The organism is Streptomyces sp. NPDC101237, assembly GCF_044767465.1.
GTDB classification, from domain to species: Bacteria; Actinomycetota; Actinomycetes; order Streptomycetales; family Streptomycetaceae; genus Streptomyces; species Streptomyces gramineus.
Window position 1 is genome coordinate 99,298 of the sequence record NZ_JBIWNY010000025.1, and the last position, 16,967, is coordinate 116,264.

Genomic DNA, 16,967 nt, shown 5'->3' on the forward strand with positions numbered 1-16,967 from the left:
ATGGCAGGCGTGCAGCCGACCGGTGCCACCGTGGGAAACCGTGGGAAGAGGAGAGGGCCGTCGATGACCCAGACGCAGGAGCAGGAGACCGCGGACGAGACAGCCCGCGCGGTGGACGCGGCATCACGCGGCTGCCCGGCGTACCGTGCCGACCCGCACCCCCTCTACCGGCACCTGCGGGAGAACGCGCCGGTCGTCCGCATCACCCCGCCGCACGGGGTGCACTCGTACCTGATCACCCGGTTCGAGGACGCGAAGACCGCCCTCGCCGACCCGCGGATCAGCAAGGACATGTACGCGGCCATCGACGCCTACCGGTCCATCTTCGGCGACTCCTCGATCGCCCTGGACGACAACATGCTGTTCGCCGACCCGCCGAAGCACACGCGGCTGCGCCGGATCGTCAGCCGTGCCTTCGTGCCCCGCCGCATCGAGGCGCTGCGCCCGCGGGTCCAGGAGCTGACCGACACGCTGCTCGACAACTGCTCCACCCGGCAGCCCTTCGACCTGCTGTCGGCGTTCGCCTTCCCGCTGCCGCTGCAGGTGATCTGCGAGCTCATCGGCGTCCCCGAGGAGGAGCGGCAGGAGGTCCAGCAGTGGTGCAGCGTCGTCGCGCGGACCGGCTTCAGCAAGAAGGACAAGGACCGTCTGGCCGAGGCGGAGAACACGCTCCGCGAGTACTTCGAGGTCCTGATCGCCCGTAAGCGCAAGGCCCCCGAGGACGACCTGCTCAGCGTCCTCATCCAGACGAGCGACGAGCAGGAGTCGCTGACGGACGGCGAACTGCTGTCCACGCTGTGGGTGCTGCTGTTCGCGGGCCACAAGACGACCGCCTACCTCATCGGCAACGCCGTCTACACGCTGCTCACCCACCCCGAGCAGCTCAAGCGGGTGATCGAGGCGCCCGACCTGCTCCCGAACGCGATCGAGGAGATCATCCGCTTCGAGGGCTCGGTCGAGAACGCGACCTTCCGGCACGCCCTGGAGGACATCACCATCGCGGGGACCCTCATCCCCAAGGGGTCGCTGGTGCAGATCGCGGTCACCTCAGCCAACCGGGACGCCGCCGCCTTCGAGGACCCCGACACCTTCGACATCGCCCGGCCGGGCGTGCAGAGCAAACACCTCTCCTTCGGCACCGGCCCGCACTTCTGCCTCGGCGCACCGCTGGCGCGCATGGAGATGCAGATCGCCCTCGCCACGCTCTTCCGCCGCTTCCCCGACCTCTCCCTCGCGATGCCGGCGGACGAGGCCAAGTGGCTCCAGGTGCCCTTCCCCGCCTTCCGCGGCCTGACCGAACTGCCCATCGTCCTCGACCCGTCGAAGATCGTGGACGACTGGGCGTCCGGCATGGCCGGCATGGCCTGACACGAGGTCCACGGCCCCCACCCGGCGGACGCGCCCGCGACCACGGCGGGCGCGACGCCGGGAAAGCGCCGCAATTTCCCGAGCCGGTCCTTTTCACGACCCGTTCGACGAAACGACGTTTCCCGAAAGCGTCGAGTCGAGCCTCGATCCCCAGGCGGGACCTGTTCTCATGACCACACCCGGCCCGCTCCACATGTCTCCCGCGCTCGCGCTCGCGGAACCCGGGCAATTGCTCCCGGCGCGCGAGCAGATGGCGTTCACGCTGGGCTTCCACATCATTCTGGTGCCCTTCGGCGTCGCCCTGACCACATTCATGCTGATCGTGCATCTACGGGGCCTGCGCAAGAACGACGCCGAAGCCCTTCTCCTCGCGCGCAGATGGTCGAAGGTCGCCGCCGTCCTGTTCGCCGTCGGGGCGATCACCGGCACCGTGCTCTCCTTCGAACTCGGCATCCTGTGGCCCGACCTGATGAAGAACTACGGAGCCGCCTTCGGGTTCCCCTTCGCGATCGAGGGCCTGTTCTTCTTCCTTGAGGCCATCTTCGTGGCCGTGTACATCTACGGATGGGACCGGATGCCGCCCTGGGCCCACTTCTGGTCCGGCGTCCCCGTGCCGCTCGCCAGCCTCGGCGGCACCGCCGCCGTCGTCGCGGCCAACAGCTGGATGAACAAGCCCGGCGGATTCACGCTCACCAACGGCCAGGTGAGCGCCGTACGGCCCGCCGAGGTGTTCTTCAACGACGCGTTCTGGTGGGAGTTCCTGCACATGTTCCTGGCCGCGTACATCGTCGCCGGCTTCGCCGTGGCGGCCGTCTACGCGGTGGGCATGCTCCGCGGACGCGGGGACCGCTACCACCGGCTGGGCTTCCTCACCGGCTTCGCCGTCGCCGCCTGCGCCCTGCCGGCGCAGATGGTGGTCGGTGACACGATCGCCCGGTACGTCTTCGACAAGGAGCCCGCGAAGTTCGCGGTCATCGAGATGCTGCCGCGGACCGGCGCCCACGTGCCCGAGACCCTGGGCGGCCTGCTGATCGACGGCAAGGTCGTCGGCGGCCTCAGGATCCCGGACCTCGCGTCCGTGCTCGCGGGCTTCCGGCCCTCCACCACCATCCAGGGCCTGGACGCCGTGCCGGTGGAGGTGCGGCCGACCGTCGCGCAGACCAACATCGTCCACTGGGCCTTCGACATCATGGTCGGGACCGCCTCCTTCATGTTCGCCGTGGCGCTCTGGTTCGCGTGGCTGTGGTGGCGCCGCCGCGAACGGCTCGCCACCAGCCGCTGGTTCCTCGGCGCGGCCTCCCTGTGCGCGCTCACCGCGATCGTCTGCCTGGAGAGCGGCTGGGTGGTCACCGAGGTGGGCCGGCAGCCCTGGATCGTGGTGGGGCACCTGCTGACGCGCGACGCCGTGGCCACGCACGGCGACCTGTGGCCGTTCTTCGCCGGCGTGCTGGCGATCTACCTCGCCGTCGGCACCGCCGCGGTGTGGGTCCTGCGGTCCATGAAGAACCGCTGGCGACGGCAGGGCGACGAGGCCGTGTCCGTCCCCTACGGCCCGGAACACCCGGCCGGCCCGCACCCCCAGGGCGTCGGGGGAGCGGTGTCCTGAATGGTCGACCTGGTAGCGGTGTTCCTGTTCATCGGCGTCATCGCCTACGCCGTGCTCGGCGGCGCCGACTTCGGAGCCGGACTGTGGGACCTCCTCGCGGGCGGAGCAGCGCGCGGCCGGGCACCGCGCGCCCTGATCGACTCCTCGCTGGCACCCGTGTGGGAGGCGAACCACACCTGGCTCATCTACTGCCTGGTGTTCCTCTGGAGCGGGTTCCCGACGGCCTTCGCCGCCATGACCACCACCCTGTACGTCCCGCTCGGGCTCGCCGTGCTCGGGATCGTCCTGCGCGGGGCCGGCTTCGCCTTCCGCAAGGCGTCCATCCGCACTCCCGAACAGCGCCTGTACGGTGCCGTGTTCGCCCTCTCCTCGGTGCTGACGCCGTTCTGCTTCGGCGCCATCGCCGGAGCCCTCGCGTCGGGCCGCGTCCCGGCGGAGGGCGACGGAGACGCGGTCACCAGCTGGCTCAACCCCACCAGCGTCCTCGGCGGTGTGCTCGCCGTGCTGGCCTGCGCCTACCTCGCGGCCGTCTACCTCACCGCGGCCGCCCACCAGCGCGAGGACCCGCACCTGTCCCGGTACTTCCGGCACCGCGGCATCGTGGCGGGCGCTGCCACCGGCGCCGCCAGCGTCGTCGGCATCTTCGTGCTGCGCGCGGACGTCCCCCGGCTGTTCCACGACCTCAGCCACCGGGCGCTTCCCCTGGTCCTCCTGGCCGCGCTCGGAGGCCTGGCCGGACTCCTGCTCCTGTACACCCGCAGGACGCGCGCACTGCGCGCCACGGCGGCGGCAGCGGTCGCGCTGATCGTCCTCGGATGGGGTGTGGCCCAGTTCCCGTATCTTCTGGGCACCCATGTCACGCTCGCGGACGCGGCGGCCCCGGACGCCACCCTCGCGGTGCTCGTCGGCGTCGCCTGCGTCGCGGGCCTGCTGATCCTGCCGTCCCTGGTCCTGCTGTTCCGTCTGGCGGCTCGAACCGACCCGGCAGGACCGGCCGGCCCGCCGAGCGCGTGACCACGCCTCGGGGAAGGCCGCCGGGCGTTTAGGAGTTGCTCCACCCGGTCGGCCCGGAGTACGAGTCCAGCAGGTCGACCACGAAGACCAGGGTCGAGCCCGCCGGGATCGACGGCGAGGGCGACTCCCTGCCGTAGCCGAGACGCGGCGGAACGACGATCTCGCGCCGGCCGCCGACCCGCATCCCCCGCACCCCGCGGTCCCACCCCTTGATGACCTTGCCGCCGCCCAGGGCGAACTTGAACGGCTCGCCCCGGTCCCAGGAGGCGTCGAACTCCTTCCCGGTCGCGAAGGTCACCCCGACGTAGTGGACCCTGACCACCATGCCCGGCTTCGCCTCGGCCCCGTCCCCGACGACCAGATCCCGCACGGTCAGCTCGGTGGGAGCGTCGCCCTCCGGGACGTCGACCCTGGGTTTCGTCGGACCGCTCATGGCAGCCTCCTCACACTCGCGATGCCGCGTATCGGGGGACGTCGTCTCAGGAGCGCGGCAGCGGGGTGACGGTCTCCAGGTAGAACGTGTCGATGCTCTGGACGGCGCGCTCGAAGTCGTCGAGGTTGACCGGCTTGGTGACGTACGCGTTGGCGTGCTTGCGGTAGGCGCCGCTGACGTCCTCGGGGGCCGCGGAGGTGGTGAGGACGACGACCGGGATGGTGCGCAGGTCGTCGTCCTCCTTGATGACGGCGAGGAGCTCACGGCCGTTCATACGCGGCATGTTGAGGTCCAGGACGATCAGGTCGGGGCGGGGGTTCGCCCGGTCGCGGAGGTATTCGAGGCCGGCGACGCCGTCCTGGACCTGGGTGAGACGACGGGCTCCACGCGCCTGGAGGGCGTCCTGGATGAGCAGTGCGTCGGCCTCGTCGTCCTCGACGAGCAGGACGTCGAAGGGGCGGGCAGGGGCGGTCATCATCACGGACTCCCGGGTTTGGGGCTGGTGGGGCGAAGTGGTGCGTCGGTCGACTGGTGGAGGAGGCCGGGCCAGCGGCGCCGGGCGCCCTGCCGGGTCATGTTGGAGGCCCGGCCGATCTGGGGGTAGCCGGCGCCGGCGTCGGCGGCGGCGTGAGCGGCCCTTACCTCCAGCGTGTCCACGGCCTGGCGGAGATAGGTGAGCAGATGCAGCTGTGCCAGGGCCCTCGCCTGTTCGGAGGTGTGGTCGGCGGAGCCCTGTACGAGTGCGAATACCTCCGGGACAAGCCGCGTGACGAGTTCGTCGATCTCGATGGCTGCGAGGTCGCCGATCTCGGCGTCGGTCATCCGCAAGGAGAAGTGGATGCCTGGCATGGGCACACCTTAGGGCCTGTTCCGAGCGCGTGACAACAATCGTTGTCGTCAGGCTAAAGTGTGCACACAGCGCGCACACCAGGCGGACATCCGAGTGAGGGGCACACGAGATGACCGCAGGTCAGGCACATCCGGAGCCGGTGGTGCGGCCGGGCACCACGGCGCACCGGGCCACGCGCCGCCGGCTGCCGGTGAGTGTGAGCCGTGCCCTGGTCCTGCCGGCCGTGCTGAGCGGCCTCGGGGTGTGGACCCTGAGCCGGGCGACCTCGACGGAACGTGCCTGACTCTCCGCACCCTCCTGAGCCGCGTCCAGGCCGAACCCATGTCAGCTTCTCGGCCACCGTCTTCAGCGCGGCGCGCGGGCCGCAGCGGTTCAGGGCCGATTGCCTGCCTGCCTGCCTGCATGTCGGACGGCGCGGGGGCTGCCCGGCGTCTCGGGCAGGCCGAACCCGCGCCTGCCCGAGAGGGTCGCCGGTTGCCGGTGCGCGGGGCTTGCCCCGCAGGCCGGTGTGCCTTCAGCCCGAGGCCTTGATGCTGAGGCTGATGTCGAATCCCGCGCCATGGCCGGCCACTCCCATCAGGAGTGGACCTGCGGCCTCCAGCCAGTGCGCCATCGCGAGGCCGCCGGTGTCCAGCGGGCGCAGTCCGAGGCTTTCGATGAATGCCGACACGCTCGCCTTGGCGTGCGGGTCGTCGCCGGCGATGAGTACGTCCAGCGGTCCGCCCTTTGCCAGGACGTGGCCGAAGACGGTGTTGAACGCCTTCACGACGTGCGCGTCTGCCGGGGCGGCCTTGGCGATCTCCTGCGCACCGGATGTGCCGTCCGGGGTGACCAGCGCGGTGGCGTCGGCGTTGAAGGTGTTCGAGATGTCGATGACGACTTTACCGGCCAGCGACTGCCCGTACTGGGTGACGACTTGCACGGCGCCGGCGTAGGGCACGGCGAGGATGACGAGGTCGCCGGCCGGGGCCGCTGCGAATGTCCCGGCCGTTGCGCCGCCGCCGAGCGTGGCGGCCAGTTCCTTGGCCTTGGCCGCGTCGCGGCCGATGACCTCGACGGCGTTGCCGCCCTCAACCGCGCGGGCGGCGATGGCGCGGGCCATGCTTCCGAGTCCGATCAAGCTGACGTTGCTCATGGACGAATCCTCTTTCGGTGCTTCTGGGTTCGGTTATCCGTTGTCGGGGCGGGCCGGGGCCGATCGTTCAGCCGCTGGGCGTCAGATCTGGCTGAACCCGCCGTCGACGACCAGGTTCGCGCCGGTGATGAAGCCGGCGTCCGGGGAGGCGAAGTACAGCGCGGCAGCCGCGATCTCCTCGCTGGTTCCCAGCCGCCCCAGAGGGATGAGGGAGGTGATCTGCTCTCGGAATTCGGGAGTGACGGTGCTGAAGAGCGCGGTGTCGATCGAGCCGGGACTGACGACGTTCACCCGTATGCCCCGGTCCTTCAGCTCCGCGGCCCAGGTGCGCGCGAGTGAGCGCACGGCCGCTTTGCTGGCCGAGTACACGCCGGCGCCGGGGACGCCCTTGGTCGCGCTGGTCGAGCCGTTCAGGATGATCGACGCACCGTCGCTCATCAGCGGCAGCAAGGACTGAACGGTGAACACGGTGCCCCGGAAGTTGACGCCCACGATCGCGTCGAACGACTCCGGGGTGATGCTGCCCAGTGGGTCGGACACCGAGCCGAGGCCGGCACTGGCGAACAGGACGTCGACGCGTCCGTGCTGCTCTCGCACGGTCTGGGCCAGGCGGGCGAGGTCGTCCAGATTTCCTGAGTCCGCCTGCACACCCGTCACGTCGTGGCCGATGGCGGCGACCGCCTCGTCCAGTCGGTCCTTGTTCCGCCCGGTGATGAACACGTGCGCGCCTTCGGCCACGAACAGCTGGGCCGTTGCCAGCGCCATCCCGGACGTGGCTCCGGTGATTACTGCGATCTTGCCATCCAACTTGGACATGGTGAACTTGCCTTTCTGTCGACCCGGGGTCGATCGGGGACGCGGGCTCCGGCCGTGAGGACACTTCAGCCCGAAGCCAGGAGCCGCTGAAGCGGGACTCCGGGGGGCATGCGCGGCCGGCGGGACAACGCCAGTGGCCGGAAGCGCACTCCTCCGTGGGCTCGAACTCCCCTAGGGGAACTCTTCAAGCCATAAAGCGACGCTAACATGTAGGTGCGCGCGCACGCAATTGTGTCTGCACTTAGTTGTGAGTACTCTGTTGGTGGTATGCTGACGGCTGTGAAGGCTCCCGCATCGAACCCGCAACTCATCTCCCCGGACCAGGTCAGGGGATGGTTTGCCCTCCTGCTCACCCATGCCACGGTCACCGGGCGGATCCATGCGGTGCTGATGGAACGGCACAAGATCTCCTTCAGTACCGTCGAGATCCTGTGCTGGCTCCTGGAGACCGAGCCCCAGTCGGTCCGAGCCCTGTCCGGCCGGCTCGTCAGCGTCAGCCCCACCAGAGCGTCACGGCTGGTCCAGGACCTCATCGACGCCGGGCACCTGCAGCGCGGCGCCGATCAGGGAGACGGACGGGTATCGCTCATCAGCTTCACGGAGAGCGGACGGCACTTCGCCGAGACGATCAAGCGAACCTTCGAGGGAACGGTCAAGAAGTACTTCGTCGATCCTCTCGACAACGAGGACATCGCCGCCCTCATCCGCATATGGGGCAAACTCGAAACCGCCGGACTCGGTCCGAGCTGACGCACCGCGTCGCGGGGGCGCCCGGGCAGGGACCCGACCACTGATCGCCGTGCGGCGCTCGCGTGAGAGTGCGGTACGCGGCCTGGTGTCGGTTTGACGGTCGGGGTAGGGCGAGGGGTCCTGGCCGACGGGTCGGACTGCCGTCCGGGCGGCCACCCCGTCCAGCAGGGCGATACCGGCGGCGTCGTCATGCGCGGACGCCGGCAGGACGAGGGTCTCTACGACGAGACCCGATACCCGCGACCACGCATCTCTTGCGCCCCGGCACCCGATTCGCCGCGTCCTCGCCGGTGGTAGCGGACGGGACGCCGACGGCCACGCGGATGCTCCGGGTATCCGCGACGATGAGGCTCGGGTCGGGCCGATCGCCTCTTCTCCTACCGCGGTTGCCACCGCATCAGATCGGACAGCGCCATCGGCCCGGACCGGCGTTCAGGGGGTCGACGCGCCGCGGACACGGTTTCGAGAGCCTGGCCGAGCGCCGCACACCGACCGTCCCGGACTCCGACGGTCAGCGCGTTCAGCGCGGCCGCGGAGTACCGAGTCAGCTTGGCAATTCCTCCGGTCGCCGGTCGTCGGCGGCTGTGCCGGCGATGGCGTTGTCGATGAGGACGGCGGCGATGGCGGCGGCGGTGGGGAAGGCGTCGGTATTGAGGACCCGGGTGCGGGCTGCGGCGCCGTCGAGGAGCAGCGCGAGCTGTTCGCCGAGCTGTTCGGGGTCGGCGGCGCCGGCTTCGCGGGCGGTATCGGCGAGCCGGACGGCGACGGCTTTCTTGTAATCGCGCGCGTACCGGGACGCGGGGTGCTGGGGGTCGTGGAGTTCGACGGCAGCACCGATGTAGGGGCACAGGGGCGTGGTGGCTGGGATGTCGAAGGCGGCGAGGAGCCGTTCACGGGGTGTGAGGTCGGTGCGGTCGAACACGTTGGACAGAACGTCGGGGTCGAACCGGCGCAGGTACTCGGCGACGAGTTCGTCCTTGCCGCCGAAGTGCTGGTAGGCCGTGCGCTTGGACACCTCGGCCGCCGCGCAGAGCTGGTCCATGCCGGTGCGGTTGATGCCCTGCTCGCGGAACAGCTTCTGGGACGCGCCCAGGATGCGCTCGCGGGCGCCCCGGCCACGGCGGCGGCCCGTGGGGCCCTTCTCCAACTCCGTCATGGGTCCATGGTACCCGAGCTGGGTAACGACCGGTGTACATAGTTTGCGCTCCGGCCGCCCGCCCCGTACCTTAACCACACAGGGCGGTGTACATAACGCCGTCTCCCCCCGTACACACGGCACCACCGATCCAAGGGAACGACCATGGGAAAGCTCGACGGCAAGGTCGCGGTCATCACCGGCGGCACCACCGGCATGGCGCTGGCCGGCGCGAAGCTCTTCGTCGAAGAGGGAGCGCACGTCTTCATCACCGGCCGCCGCCAGGACGCCCTGGACGAGGCCGTGAGGCAGATCGGCCGCAACGTCACCGGCGTCCAGGGCGACGCCGCCGACCTGGACGACCTGGACCGCCTCTACGACACCGTCAAGCGGGAGAAGGGCAGCCTCGACGTGCTGTGGGCCAGCGCCGGCGGGGGCGAGCCCGCCCCGCTCGGCGAGATCACCGAGGCCCAGTTCGACACCTGGTTCGGGCTCAACGCCCGGGGCACCCTCTTCACCGTCCAAAAGGCCCTCCCGCTCTTCAATGACGGCGGCTCCATCCTCATGACCGGCTCCAACGCCTCGCTCGGCGCCTTCCCCGGCTGGAGCGTCTACGCCGGCAGCAAGGCCGTCCAGCAGGCATGGGCCCGCGTCTGGCTCAACGAGCTCAAGGACCGCCGGATCCGTGTCAACGTCCTTACCCCCGGCCAGGTCGCCACCGCCAAGCAGGCGGAACTCTTCGACGAGGCCACCAAGCGCCAGTTCGAGTCCCTCATCCCCCGCGGCCAGATGGGCAGTCCCGACGAAATCGCCAGCGCCGCCCTCTTCCTCGCGTCCGACGACTCCAGCTACGTCAACGGCATGGAACTGGTCGCCGACGGCGGCACCACCGCCATCTGAACCGAACAACCCACCACCAGCACAGGACAGGACATCTCATGAGCGGCATCAGCATCATCGGCACCGGGAACATGGCCCGCACCATCGGCGCGCGGGCGATAGCGGGCGGCAACACCGTCGAGGTCATGGGCCGCGATCAGTCCAAGGCCGCGCATGTGGCCAAGGCTCTCGGCGGCGGCGCCACGACGGGAGAATGGGGCACCGCCCCGGCCGGGGACATCGTCATCGTGGCCCTGTTGTACGACGGTGTCGTACCGGTCGTCGCCCAGTACGGAGACGCTCTCGCGGGCAAGGTCATCGTCGACATCAGCAATCCCTTCAACAGCACGTTCGACGGGCTGGCCCACCGCGAGGAGACCTCGATCGCGCAGGAGATCGCCAAGGCGGCCCCGGCCGGCGCCACCGTGGTGAAGGCGTTCAACACCGTCTTCCGTCATGTCCTGGAGAAGGGCCGGCCCGACGTCTTCATCGCGGGCGACGACGCGCAGGCCAAGGCCCGTGTGGAGGCGTTCGTCAAGACCCTCGGGATGCGCCCGCTGGACGTCGGCGGCCTGAGGATGGCGCACTGGCTGGAAGGAGCGGGCGTGGTCACGGTGGGCCTCGCCAACCACGGGGTGGGCAACCTGGACTTCGCCCTCGGCATCACCGAACTCACCGCCTGAGCAAACGATTGACGGATCACCGAAGGCGCTCGGCGAGGGCGGCCCGTGCATGATCGCGAGGCTGGGTCATCAGGAGCAGGCAGCGCGCCCCGGGCGGCCGGCAGTCGACGCCGACCGCGTTTCCCGGCACGGGGGACGATCTTCGGCCAGGTCGAGGCAGGGGCGGCGGTGCGTGAGGCGCGGGTGCGTCCGGTCCTGTGCCCTCGCCTCGGCCTTGCCGTAGCGGGTGGTGTCCGTCACGGTGGTGACCTTGGGCCCGTGCCGGCTGTCGGGCCGGGAGAAGGCGAGGGCGTCAAGGAAGCATCAATTCGCTGGTCACGGGCCATACTTCACCGGTGGGGACCGTGGGGTCCTCCGTGGTTCGGTGTGGGAGGGGACATTCGGTGGGCAGTGTCGGCGAGGGGCTGGGAAAGGTCGAGGTACGGCTGAAATGGGATCCGAGTCCCCTGGGGGAAGCGGCCCGACACCTCGACATCGTCGCGGCGACGTACTCCGTGGACGACCCCTACGGACGGCCTGTCTACGTCGTCCACTACGACAGCCGGTCACCTGACGGCACGATCAACATGACCCGGCACAGCCAGACAGGCCAGGGATTCGGCTACGTCGAGGTGATGGTGCTGGAGCCGGACCGCCTAGCGCCGGCCTACGGACGGGTCGTGGTGGGGGTGGTCATCCACCAGGACGGCGGACGCCGGACCTTCCGCGACATCCACAACGCCGGGGTACTGGTCGTCCAGCGTTACACCGAACTGCTCGCCGACGACTTCTCGGGCGTCGCCGACTCCACGGCCACGACCGTGGCCGAGTTCGTCAGAGACGGCTCGGGGGAGTGGGAGATGCGCGAGATGGTCCGGGGATCCGACAGCGATCCGGTGCCTTTCACCCTGGAGATGGGCGGCGAGCCCCGGGCCCGCCGCGATCGGAACACGGAGGACCGCCCCGCCGGAACGGCCTGAACGCGCCGGTCAGGATCACCACCCGGCCGGATCGTCAGCACGCGGGCAGCCGGACCCGCTCCGGGCCCGAGCGGGCCCGCTCGTCGCCGTGCGTGACCACCAGCCGGGCGTCGTGGGCGCGAGCGGCACGCAGCGCCATGAACAGCGCGGTGCGGCCTGGCGCTCCCGGCTCGGTGGCTGCTGATCACCGCTGCCGTGTGCTCAGCCTCGGGCCCGCATCCCCGGCGCAAGGCGGGGCGGGTTCACGGTCGGGCGCGCAGAGCGACGAAGTGACGTTCCGCCGACGGGGTGGTCCACTGCTCGGCGACGGACCAGCCCGTCGTCAGGGCGTAGCGGATCAGGGCGGGAGAGCCGACGGTCGCCCACGGGAAGAAGGCCCCGACGGGCCGCTGCCCGGCGTGTAGGCGGACACGGCGGCACTCGTCCACGTCACCCTCGACGCACTCCACGATCAGCAGTCCGTGACCATGGACGAGGCCTCTGATCCGGCGCAGAAGCATGCGGGGCGCGCCGCCGATCCCGATGTTCCCGTCGATCAGCAGCGCCGTGTCCCACGAGCCTTCCCTCGGCAGGGGATCGAACACCGACCCGCTGCGTGCCGCGCCGCCCCGCAGCAGCGTCGAGGCCACCGCTGAGGGCGACACATCGATCCCGAGCACCTCTCTCCCGCACGAGGCCAGCGCCTCGACGAGCCGGCCGCCACCGCAGCCGATGTCCAGCACCCGGCCCACACACCGTTGTACGACCGACCGGTCCCCGGCATCCGCCCGCCCTGTCCACCGCCTGACGTCGAGAGGCAGACTCCAGCCCTCCCTGTCCCGCAGCGACAGGTCGCCCGCTCTCGCATTGACCGCCTTTCCGTAGTCGGGGCCTGCCCAGGGGTCCGGGAAGTCGGCCTCCGGTGATCCGGCGGTGGTCACACACACGCTCCCCGTGGTCGTGAATTCCTCTCATGGCCGCAACGGCCGCGCACGACGTTAGTGAGTCCCGCACCGGCCCGCCTTCCGGGAGCGACGGACGGGCGTGCGGACACGGACGCGGCCTGCGTTCACCACGGCCGTGCCCGACCACCCCGCGCGCGGATCGCCTGCTGCGCCGTTCGGGTGAAAGCGAGCCGGGAGACCAGTCTCTGGGCGACGCGGGCTCGGATTACCGCCGTCCGAGGCGAACAGCGCGTCGGACGGCGGTCGAATCCGCCGATGCCGGCTCTGTGAAGGAGAAGAACATGATGTCTCGTGTGATGCGCGGTGCTGCCCTGCTGGTCGCGTCCAGCGCCGTGGTGCTGGGCGGCGCCGCCGTGGCGTCCGCCGACGCGGGCGCCCAGGGGGTCGCTGTGGGATCTCCGGGCGTGCTGTCCGGCAACGTGATCCAGATCCCGGTGCACATCCCCGTCAACGCCTGCGGCAACTCGGTCAACGTGATCGCTCTGCTCAACCCGGCTTTCGGGAACACCTGCGCCAACCTCGGCCGGGGCATGTGACCGGCTGACCCCGCCGGCCGCCGGCGCCTCCCGGGATCCGGGTGCGCCGGCGGCGGCACCCCGCCGACCGCCGTGCCCGGCATGTGCAGGGCGCCCGTCTCCCGGAAATCCGTGTCCAGCGACTTCTCGCGGTGATGATCCGTGGCTGCCGCAGCGATGCGGTAGCCGGCGCGGCGGGATTCCCGCCGGTCGTGGTTGATTCCCGCGGGTACATATCCGTAGCAGGTCCGGCTGCGGATGGGTCCGAGAAAAAAATTCATCAGATCGGGCGGACGGCCAATCCGGGGAGTCCGCGGATCCGGATTACCCACGTGGCCGACGAAGAGTTCGACGACGCCGTCGAAGACAACGGATTCCGCAGTCCGGAATTCAGGCGATGCGCGCGAACTCCCAGCCGACCCGGATAACTTCGAACGACTTTTCTTTCCCCGTCTGCAGACGGCACGTGCCGTGCGAACAACTGGAGAATTATCATGAAGACTCGTATCCGTCGTACCGCGGTCGTCCTTGCCGCCGCCGCCGTGCTGCCGCTGGCCCTGAGTGCCTGCTCCGACAGCAGCGGTGACTCGGCGAAGTCCAGCGCGTCGGACAAGGCGTCGGCCTCCGACGGCAGCATGAGCGGCGGCGGTGCGACCACGGCTGACGAGCCGTTCGGTCCGGCCTGTTCCGGTGTGCCGAAGACCGGTGCCGGTTCCTTCGACGGCATGTCCAAGGACCCGGTCGCCACGGCCGCTTCCAACAACCCGGCGCTGTCCACCCTGGTGACCGCGGTGAAGAAGGCCGGTCTGGTCGACACTCTCAACAACGCGCAGGGCATCACGGTGTTCGCGCCGACCAACGACGCCTTCGCCAAGATCCCGAAGGCGACCCTGGACAAGGTCCTGGCCGACAAGGCCCAGCTGACCAAGATCCTGACCTACCACGTCGTGGGCCGGCAGCTGGCGCCCAAGGACCTGGACAAGGGTTCCTTCGACACGCTGGAGAAGGACAAGCTGACCACGTCCGGCTCCGGCGAGTCCTACACCGTCAACGATTCCGCCAAGGTGGTCTGCGGCAACGTCAAGACCGCCAACGCCAACGTCTACATCATCGACACCGTCCTGATGCCGTCCAGCTGACGCATCATCAGCACAGCCGGGTGCGCACTGTCACACCACCCGGCCCCAGGCTCCTGTGACGGGGAGAAGAGTGAGGGGCGGGGCATGCGCCCCGCCCCTCACCGCTGTACCCGAACCGGCCCCGCCAGGCGGGTGAAAAGAGATGACGGAGCACAGCACATGTCGGCGCTCTTCCGTGTCCGCGCCCTCGCCGTCAGTGGCACGCGCCTGTGGTGCGCGGTCGCCGGTCCGCTGACCGCGGGCACCACGCACGCCCTGCGCGCCGAACTGACCGACCGGTGCGCGGGCGCGACGGTGGTCGCCCTCGACCTGCGCCAACTCACCTGCACCTCAGCCGGGATTCCGCGGCCCGCACCTTGGCCGGACGGCCCCCGCACGATCCATGTTCTGGCCTCGGAGTCGCTGGCCTCCCGCACGGCCGACGACCCACGTCTGCACTGGCACACCGAACTCCGCACCGCCTGGCAGGCATGGTCCGGGCTCTCCCCTTGAGTCGGGGCACGGAACCGTCCCAGGGGCCTGAAGCGGTCTGAGGCGGCATGGCGACACGGCCGTGATCAGCCCGCCCGGCAAACCGGTCAGCACCAAGGTGATCACGCGATGCAGCCTCCGGGGTGAATGTCGCCCTTCCCGGCCGGCTCACCCCCGATCCGAAACCGCCCGCCCCTGCGGATCGGTCGCGCATACGCCCCCGCCCAGGCGGGAGACATTTACTCACCCATCAGGGTGAAGCATGCCGAAACGGCCAATCTGCCCCGTAGTCGGCTCCGGATCCCCTCCTGGAAGGCGACCGCGATCGAGCGCGGACGCCGTGAAAATGAGGAATGGGGCGTGATGGGCGTAAACCGAATCGACGACCGGCTGTTGAGGCAGCTGACCGAGGAGTCGCAAGACCTCAACAGCAGTGCTGTGCGATGGGCCGGAACGGAGTTCGGCCAGCTGGACGGGCGGACCTCCCGCAACGACATCATGGCGCTGCAGACGGCGGCATCACTGGAGAATCTGGCCGTCGACGTATACCGGAAGGCAGCGGGCCTGCCTTTCATCCGGCACGGCAACAAGACCGTGGCCGCGTTCATCGGCACCACCATCAGCCAGCACTCCGCGCACGCACGCGCGTTCAACTCGGCGGTCACCCGCGCGGGCGGGCAGGCACAGCACTCGCCCGACCCCAGGTACGCCGCCGTCGTCAAGCAGGCATTGCCCAAGATCAAGGGGCCGGCCGATGTGGTCGCGCTGGCGATCACCCTCGAGGACGTCGCCGCGCAGACGTACACCAAGAACACCGGGCAGGTGCACGACGCCCGGCTGCGGACGCTGTTCGCTTCCATCGCGCCGGTCGAAGCCCAGCACCGTGCAGTCCTGCTGGCAGTACAAGCGCTTCTCAAAGCCGGGAAGCCGCAGTTGGTCGCCGTGCCGACCCGCGTCTCCGCGCTGCCCGCGGCGGCGGGCTCCGTCGGGTTCCCGAGTGCCTTCTACTCCGTCAAGAACGCTTCTCCGATCACCGAGGGAGCCGTCAGGTGAACATCACCGAGCAGGGCTGGGAGCTGGGAATCAGCGAGGAGCAACTCGGGCGCCTCACCCGTGAAATGGAGGAGGCACACCAGGAGTCCATGCCCGCGATGCGCGCAGGCGTCGAGGCGCTCACCGAGGAGGTGCGGGCCAGTGACGTCGACCGCCGCCGTTTCCTCGCGGGAGCCGGAGCAGCCGTCGCCGTAGCCTCGGTTGCGGTCGCGGCGGGCGCCGGGGCGGGGTCCGCCGCCGCGGCCGAGGGGTCGTACACGCCGGCCGCGAAGAGCAGCCCCTACAGCGGAGACCTGCGCGTCGTCGCTCTCGCGGTGGCCTTGGAGCACCAGGCGGTCGGAGCCTACGACTCGGCCCTGAAAGCGGCCCGGGCGGGCAGGCTCGGCGCGGTGCCACCCGCAGTGGCAACGTTCGCGACGGTCGCGATGAAACAGCACGCCGCGCACGCCAGGGCGTGGAACGCGGCGCTGACCGGCGCGGGGCGCCCCGCGGTGCAAGGAGTGCCGCTGTCCAACCAGCCCGCCACGCTCAAGGCGCTCGGCCGGGCCAGGAACGTCGGCGAGGTCGCACGTCTCGCTCTCTCGCTGGAGGACCAGGCCGCACAGACCTACCTCTTCGCAGCCGGCCACGTCAGCAGCCACGCGGGAATCACCACCGCCGCGAGCATCGCCCCGGTCGAGGCGATGCACGCCGCCATCCTGCGCTTCGTGCTGGGCCAGTATCCAGTCCCGGACGCGTTTCTTCAGATGGACCGCGCCGCGAAACCCGCACTGCTGACCGTGTGACATCTCGACAGACCGTCTGCATCACTTCCTGACGCTCCGGTCACGAACTGCAGCCCGCCCGGCGGCCCGTGCTCCACAAAGATCGCGCTCTCGGCCTTGAGGCTGACCGCAACGAGCCGCCGGCCGAGGTTGTCACCGCCCGGCCCCGCCCGGCCCCGCCCCTCGCTCGTCGTCGATCGGGCGGTGGCCTCGGGCGGCTGTGGCGTGGGGGTTCACGGACACGGACTCGTAGCCGTCCCCCTCATGGGGCCGGGTTTGTTCGAGAGCAGGGTGCGGCCGTGAGGTTCCCGTCAGGGGGACGCCGAACCCGCGGTCCTGGCATTCCAGCGAGCGACGCGCCCAGTGTGTTCGGCTCCGCGGTGGCGCCACTCCAGATCGGGACGCCCCGGCACTCCGACCTCGTAGTGACTCCGAGTCCGGGGAGGGCCGACC

The 16,967-nt window shown here is 70.0% G+C and carries 20 protein-coding genes; 13 read left to right on the forward strand and 7 right to left on the reverse strand.

The annotated features are described in order from the left end of the window. Window positions 1-63: 63 nt before the first annotated feature. The 3 genes from ACIRQ9_RS31265 (at window position 64) to ACIRQ9_RS31275 (ending at window position 3,988) form a co-directional block, all read left to right on the forward strand. Window positions 64-1,368, forward strand: coding sequence for a cytochrome P450 (locus ACIRQ9_RS31265; RefSeq protein ID WP_404180936.1), 1,305 nt, complete (start codon window positions 64-66; stop codon window positions 1,366-1,368). Between the two features lie 169 nt (window positions 1,369-1,537). Next, a complete protein-coding gene (locus ACIRQ9_RS31270; protein WP_404180939.1) occupies window positions 1,538-2,974 on the forward strand; it encodes a cytochrome ubiquinol oxidase subunit I in 1,437 nt (478 codons plus the stop codon). Continuing rightward, window positions 2,975-3,988 (forward strand): cytochrome d ubiquinol oxidase subunit II, encoded by a 1,014-nt coding sequence (locus ACIRQ9_RS31275; protein ID WP_404180942.1) that lies wholly within the window; start codon window positions 2,975-2,977, stop codon window positions 3,986-3,988. It abuts the gene before it with no gap. Window positions 3,989-4,016: 28 nt separating this feature from the next. Here the strand turns inward: ACIRQ9_RS31275 and ACIRQ9_RS31280 are convergent, their stop codons facing one another. Genes ACIRQ9_RS31280 through ACIRQ9_RS31290 form a run of 3 tightly spaced genes read right to left on the reverse strand, consistent with a single transcriptional unit; the run spans window position 4,017 to window position 5,270 of the window. After that, window positions 4,017-4,421 (reverse strand): FKBP-type peptidyl-prolyl cis-trans isomerase, encoded by a 405-nt coding sequence (locus ACIRQ9_RS31280; protein WP_404180945.1) that lies wholly within the window; start codon window positions 4,419-4,421, stop codon window positions 4,017-4,019. 46 nt (window positions 4,422-4,467) lie between these two features. Further along, window positions 4,468-4,899 carry a response regulator gene (locus ACIRQ9_RS31285; RefSeq protein WP_404180948.1) on the reverse strand — a complete coding sequence of 144 codons (432 nt, stop codon included), beginning with the start codon at window positions 4,897-4,899 and terminating at the stop codon, window positions 4,468-4,470. Next, a complete protein-coding gene (locus tag ACIRQ9_RS31290; RefSeq protein ID WP_404180951.1) occupies window positions 4,899-5,270 on the reverse strand; it encodes a hypothetical protein in 372 nt (123 codons plus the stop codon). The genes ACIRQ9_RS31285 and ACIRQ9_RS31290 overlap by 1 nt, the downstream gene beginning before the upstream one ends. A gap of 110 nt (window positions 5,271-5,380) precedes the next feature. Here ACIRQ9_RS31290 and ACIRQ9_RS31295 point away from each other — a divergent pair, with 110 nt between their 5' ends. Further along, on the forward strand, window positions 5,381-5,554 hold the full coding sequence (locus ACIRQ9_RS31295; RefSeq protein WP_404180954.1) for a hypothetical protein: 174 nt from the start codon (window positions 5,381-5,383) through the stop codon (window positions 5,552-5,554). A 231-nt stretch (window positions 5,555-5,785) separates the two neighbouring features. Here ACIRQ9_RS31295 and ACIRQ9_RS31300 read toward each other — a convergent pair whose 3' ends face one another. Both ACIRQ9_RS31300 and ACIRQ9_RS31305 read right to left on the reverse strand, forming a co-directional pair. Then, window positions 5,786-6,406: an NADPH-dependent F420 reductase gene (locus ACIRQ9_RS31300; protein ID WP_404180957.1), complete on the reverse strand. Its 621-nt coding sequence runs from the start codon at window positions 6,404-6,406 to the stop codon at window positions 5,786-5,788. Window positions 6,407-6,487: 81 nt separating this feature from the next. Then, entirely contained in the window at window positions 6,488-7,222 is a 735-nt protein-coding gene (locus tag ACIRQ9_RS31305; protein ID WP_404180960.1) for an SDR family oxidoreductase, read from the reverse strand. Between the two features lie 279 nt (window positions 7,223-7,501). On the opposite strand from ACIRQ9_RS31305, the gene ACIRQ9_RS31310 reads away from it, so the two are divergent. After that, on the forward strand, window positions 7,502-7,972 hold the full coding sequence (locus tag ACIRQ9_RS31310; RefSeq protein ID WP_404180963.1) for a MarR family winged helix-turn-helix transcriptional regulator: 471 nt from the start codon (window positions 7,502-7,504) through the stop codon (window positions 7,970-7,972). 544 nt (window positions 7,973-8,516) lie between these two features. On the opposite strand, the gene ACIRQ9_RS31315 is transcribed toward ACIRQ9_RS31310, so the two are convergent. Next, entirely contained in the window at window positions 8,517-9,128 is a 612-nt protein-coding gene (locus ACIRQ9_RS31315) for a TetR/AcrR family transcriptional regulator (RefSeq protein WP_404180966.1), read from the reverse strand. A gap of 144 nt (window positions 9,129-9,272) precedes the next feature. On the opposite strand from ACIRQ9_RS31315, the gene ACIRQ9_RS31320 reads away from it, so the two are divergent. The 3 genes from ACIRQ9_RS31320 to ACIRQ9_RS31330 all read left to right on the forward strand — a co-directional run bounded on the left by ACIRQ9_RS31320 (window position 9,273) and on the right by ACIRQ9_RS31330 (window position 11,628). After that, window positions 9,273-10,007, forward strand: coding sequence for an SDR family NAD(P)-dependent oxidoreductase (locus tag ACIRQ9_RS31320; RefSeq protein WP_404180969.1), 735 nt, complete (start codon window positions 9,273-9,275; stop codon window positions 10,005-10,007). Between the two features lie 38 nt (window positions 10,008-10,045). Then, window positions 10,046-10,669 carry an NADPH-dependent F420 reductase gene (locus ACIRQ9_RS31325; protein ID WP_404180972.1) on the forward strand — a complete coding sequence of 208 codons (624 nt, stop codon included), beginning with the start codon at window positions 10,046-10,048 and terminating at the stop codon, window positions 10,667-10,669. A gap of 383 nt (window positions 10,670-11,052) precedes the next feature. Further along, complete coding sequence (locus ACIRQ9_RS31330; RefSeq protein ID WP_404180975.1) at window positions 11,053-11,628, forward strand: TerD family protein; 576 nt, start codon at window positions 11,053-11,055, stop codon at window positions 11,626-11,628. 242 nt (window positions 11,629-11,870) lie between these two features. Here the strand turns inward: ACIRQ9_RS31330 and ACIRQ9_RS31335 are convergent, their stop codons facing one another. Continuing rightward, the gene (locus ACIRQ9_RS31335) at window positions 11,871-12,548 is read right to left on the reverse strand and encodes a class I SAM-dependent methyltransferase (RefSeq protein WP_404180978.1); all 678 of its coding nucleotides are present in this window, start codon (window positions 12,546-12,548) and stop codon (window positions 11,871-11,873) included. Between the two features lie 308 nt (window positions 12,549-12,856). Between ACIRQ9_RS31335 and ACIRQ9_RS31340 the strand changes: the two genes are divergently transcribed. The 5 genes from ACIRQ9_RS31340 to ACIRQ9_RS31360 all read left to right on the forward strand — a co-directional run bounded on the left by ACIRQ9_RS31340 (window position 12,857) and on the right by ACIRQ9_RS31360 (window position 16,535). After that, window positions 12,857-13,108, forward strand: a complete 252-nt coding sequence (locus tag ACIRQ9_RS31340) for a chaplin (RefSeq protein WP_404181011.1) — start codon at window positions 12,857-12,859, stop codon at window positions 13,106-13,108. A 473-nt stretch (window positions 13,109-13,581) separates the two neighbouring features. Further along, on the forward strand, window positions 13,582-14,226 hold the full coding sequence (locus tag ACIRQ9_RS31345) for a fasciclin domain-containing protein (protein ID WP_404180981.1): 645 nt from the start codon (window positions 13,582-13,584) through the stop codon (window positions 14,224-14,226). 159 nt (window positions 14,227-14,385) lie between these two features. Beyond that, on the forward strand, window positions 14,386-14,718 hold the full coding sequence (locus ACIRQ9_RS31350; protein WP_404180984.1) for a hypothetical protein: 333 nt from the start codon (window positions 14,386-14,388) through the stop codon (window positions 14,716-14,718). Window positions 14,719-14,952: 234 nt separating this feature from the next. Then, window positions 14,953-15,750, forward strand: a complete 798-nt coding sequence (locus ACIRQ9_RS31355) for a ferritin-like domain-containing protein (protein ID WP_404180987.1) — start codon at window positions 14,953-14,955, stop codon at window positions 15,748-15,750. Next, entirely contained in the window at window positions 15,747-16,535 is a 789-nt protein-coding gene (locus ACIRQ9_RS31360; protein WP_404180990.1) for a ferritin-like domain-containing protein, read from the forward strand. The genes ACIRQ9_RS31355 and ACIRQ9_RS31360 overlap by 4 nt, the downstream gene beginning before the upstream one ends. The last annotated feature ends 432 nt before the right edge of the window (window positions 16,536-16,967 follow it).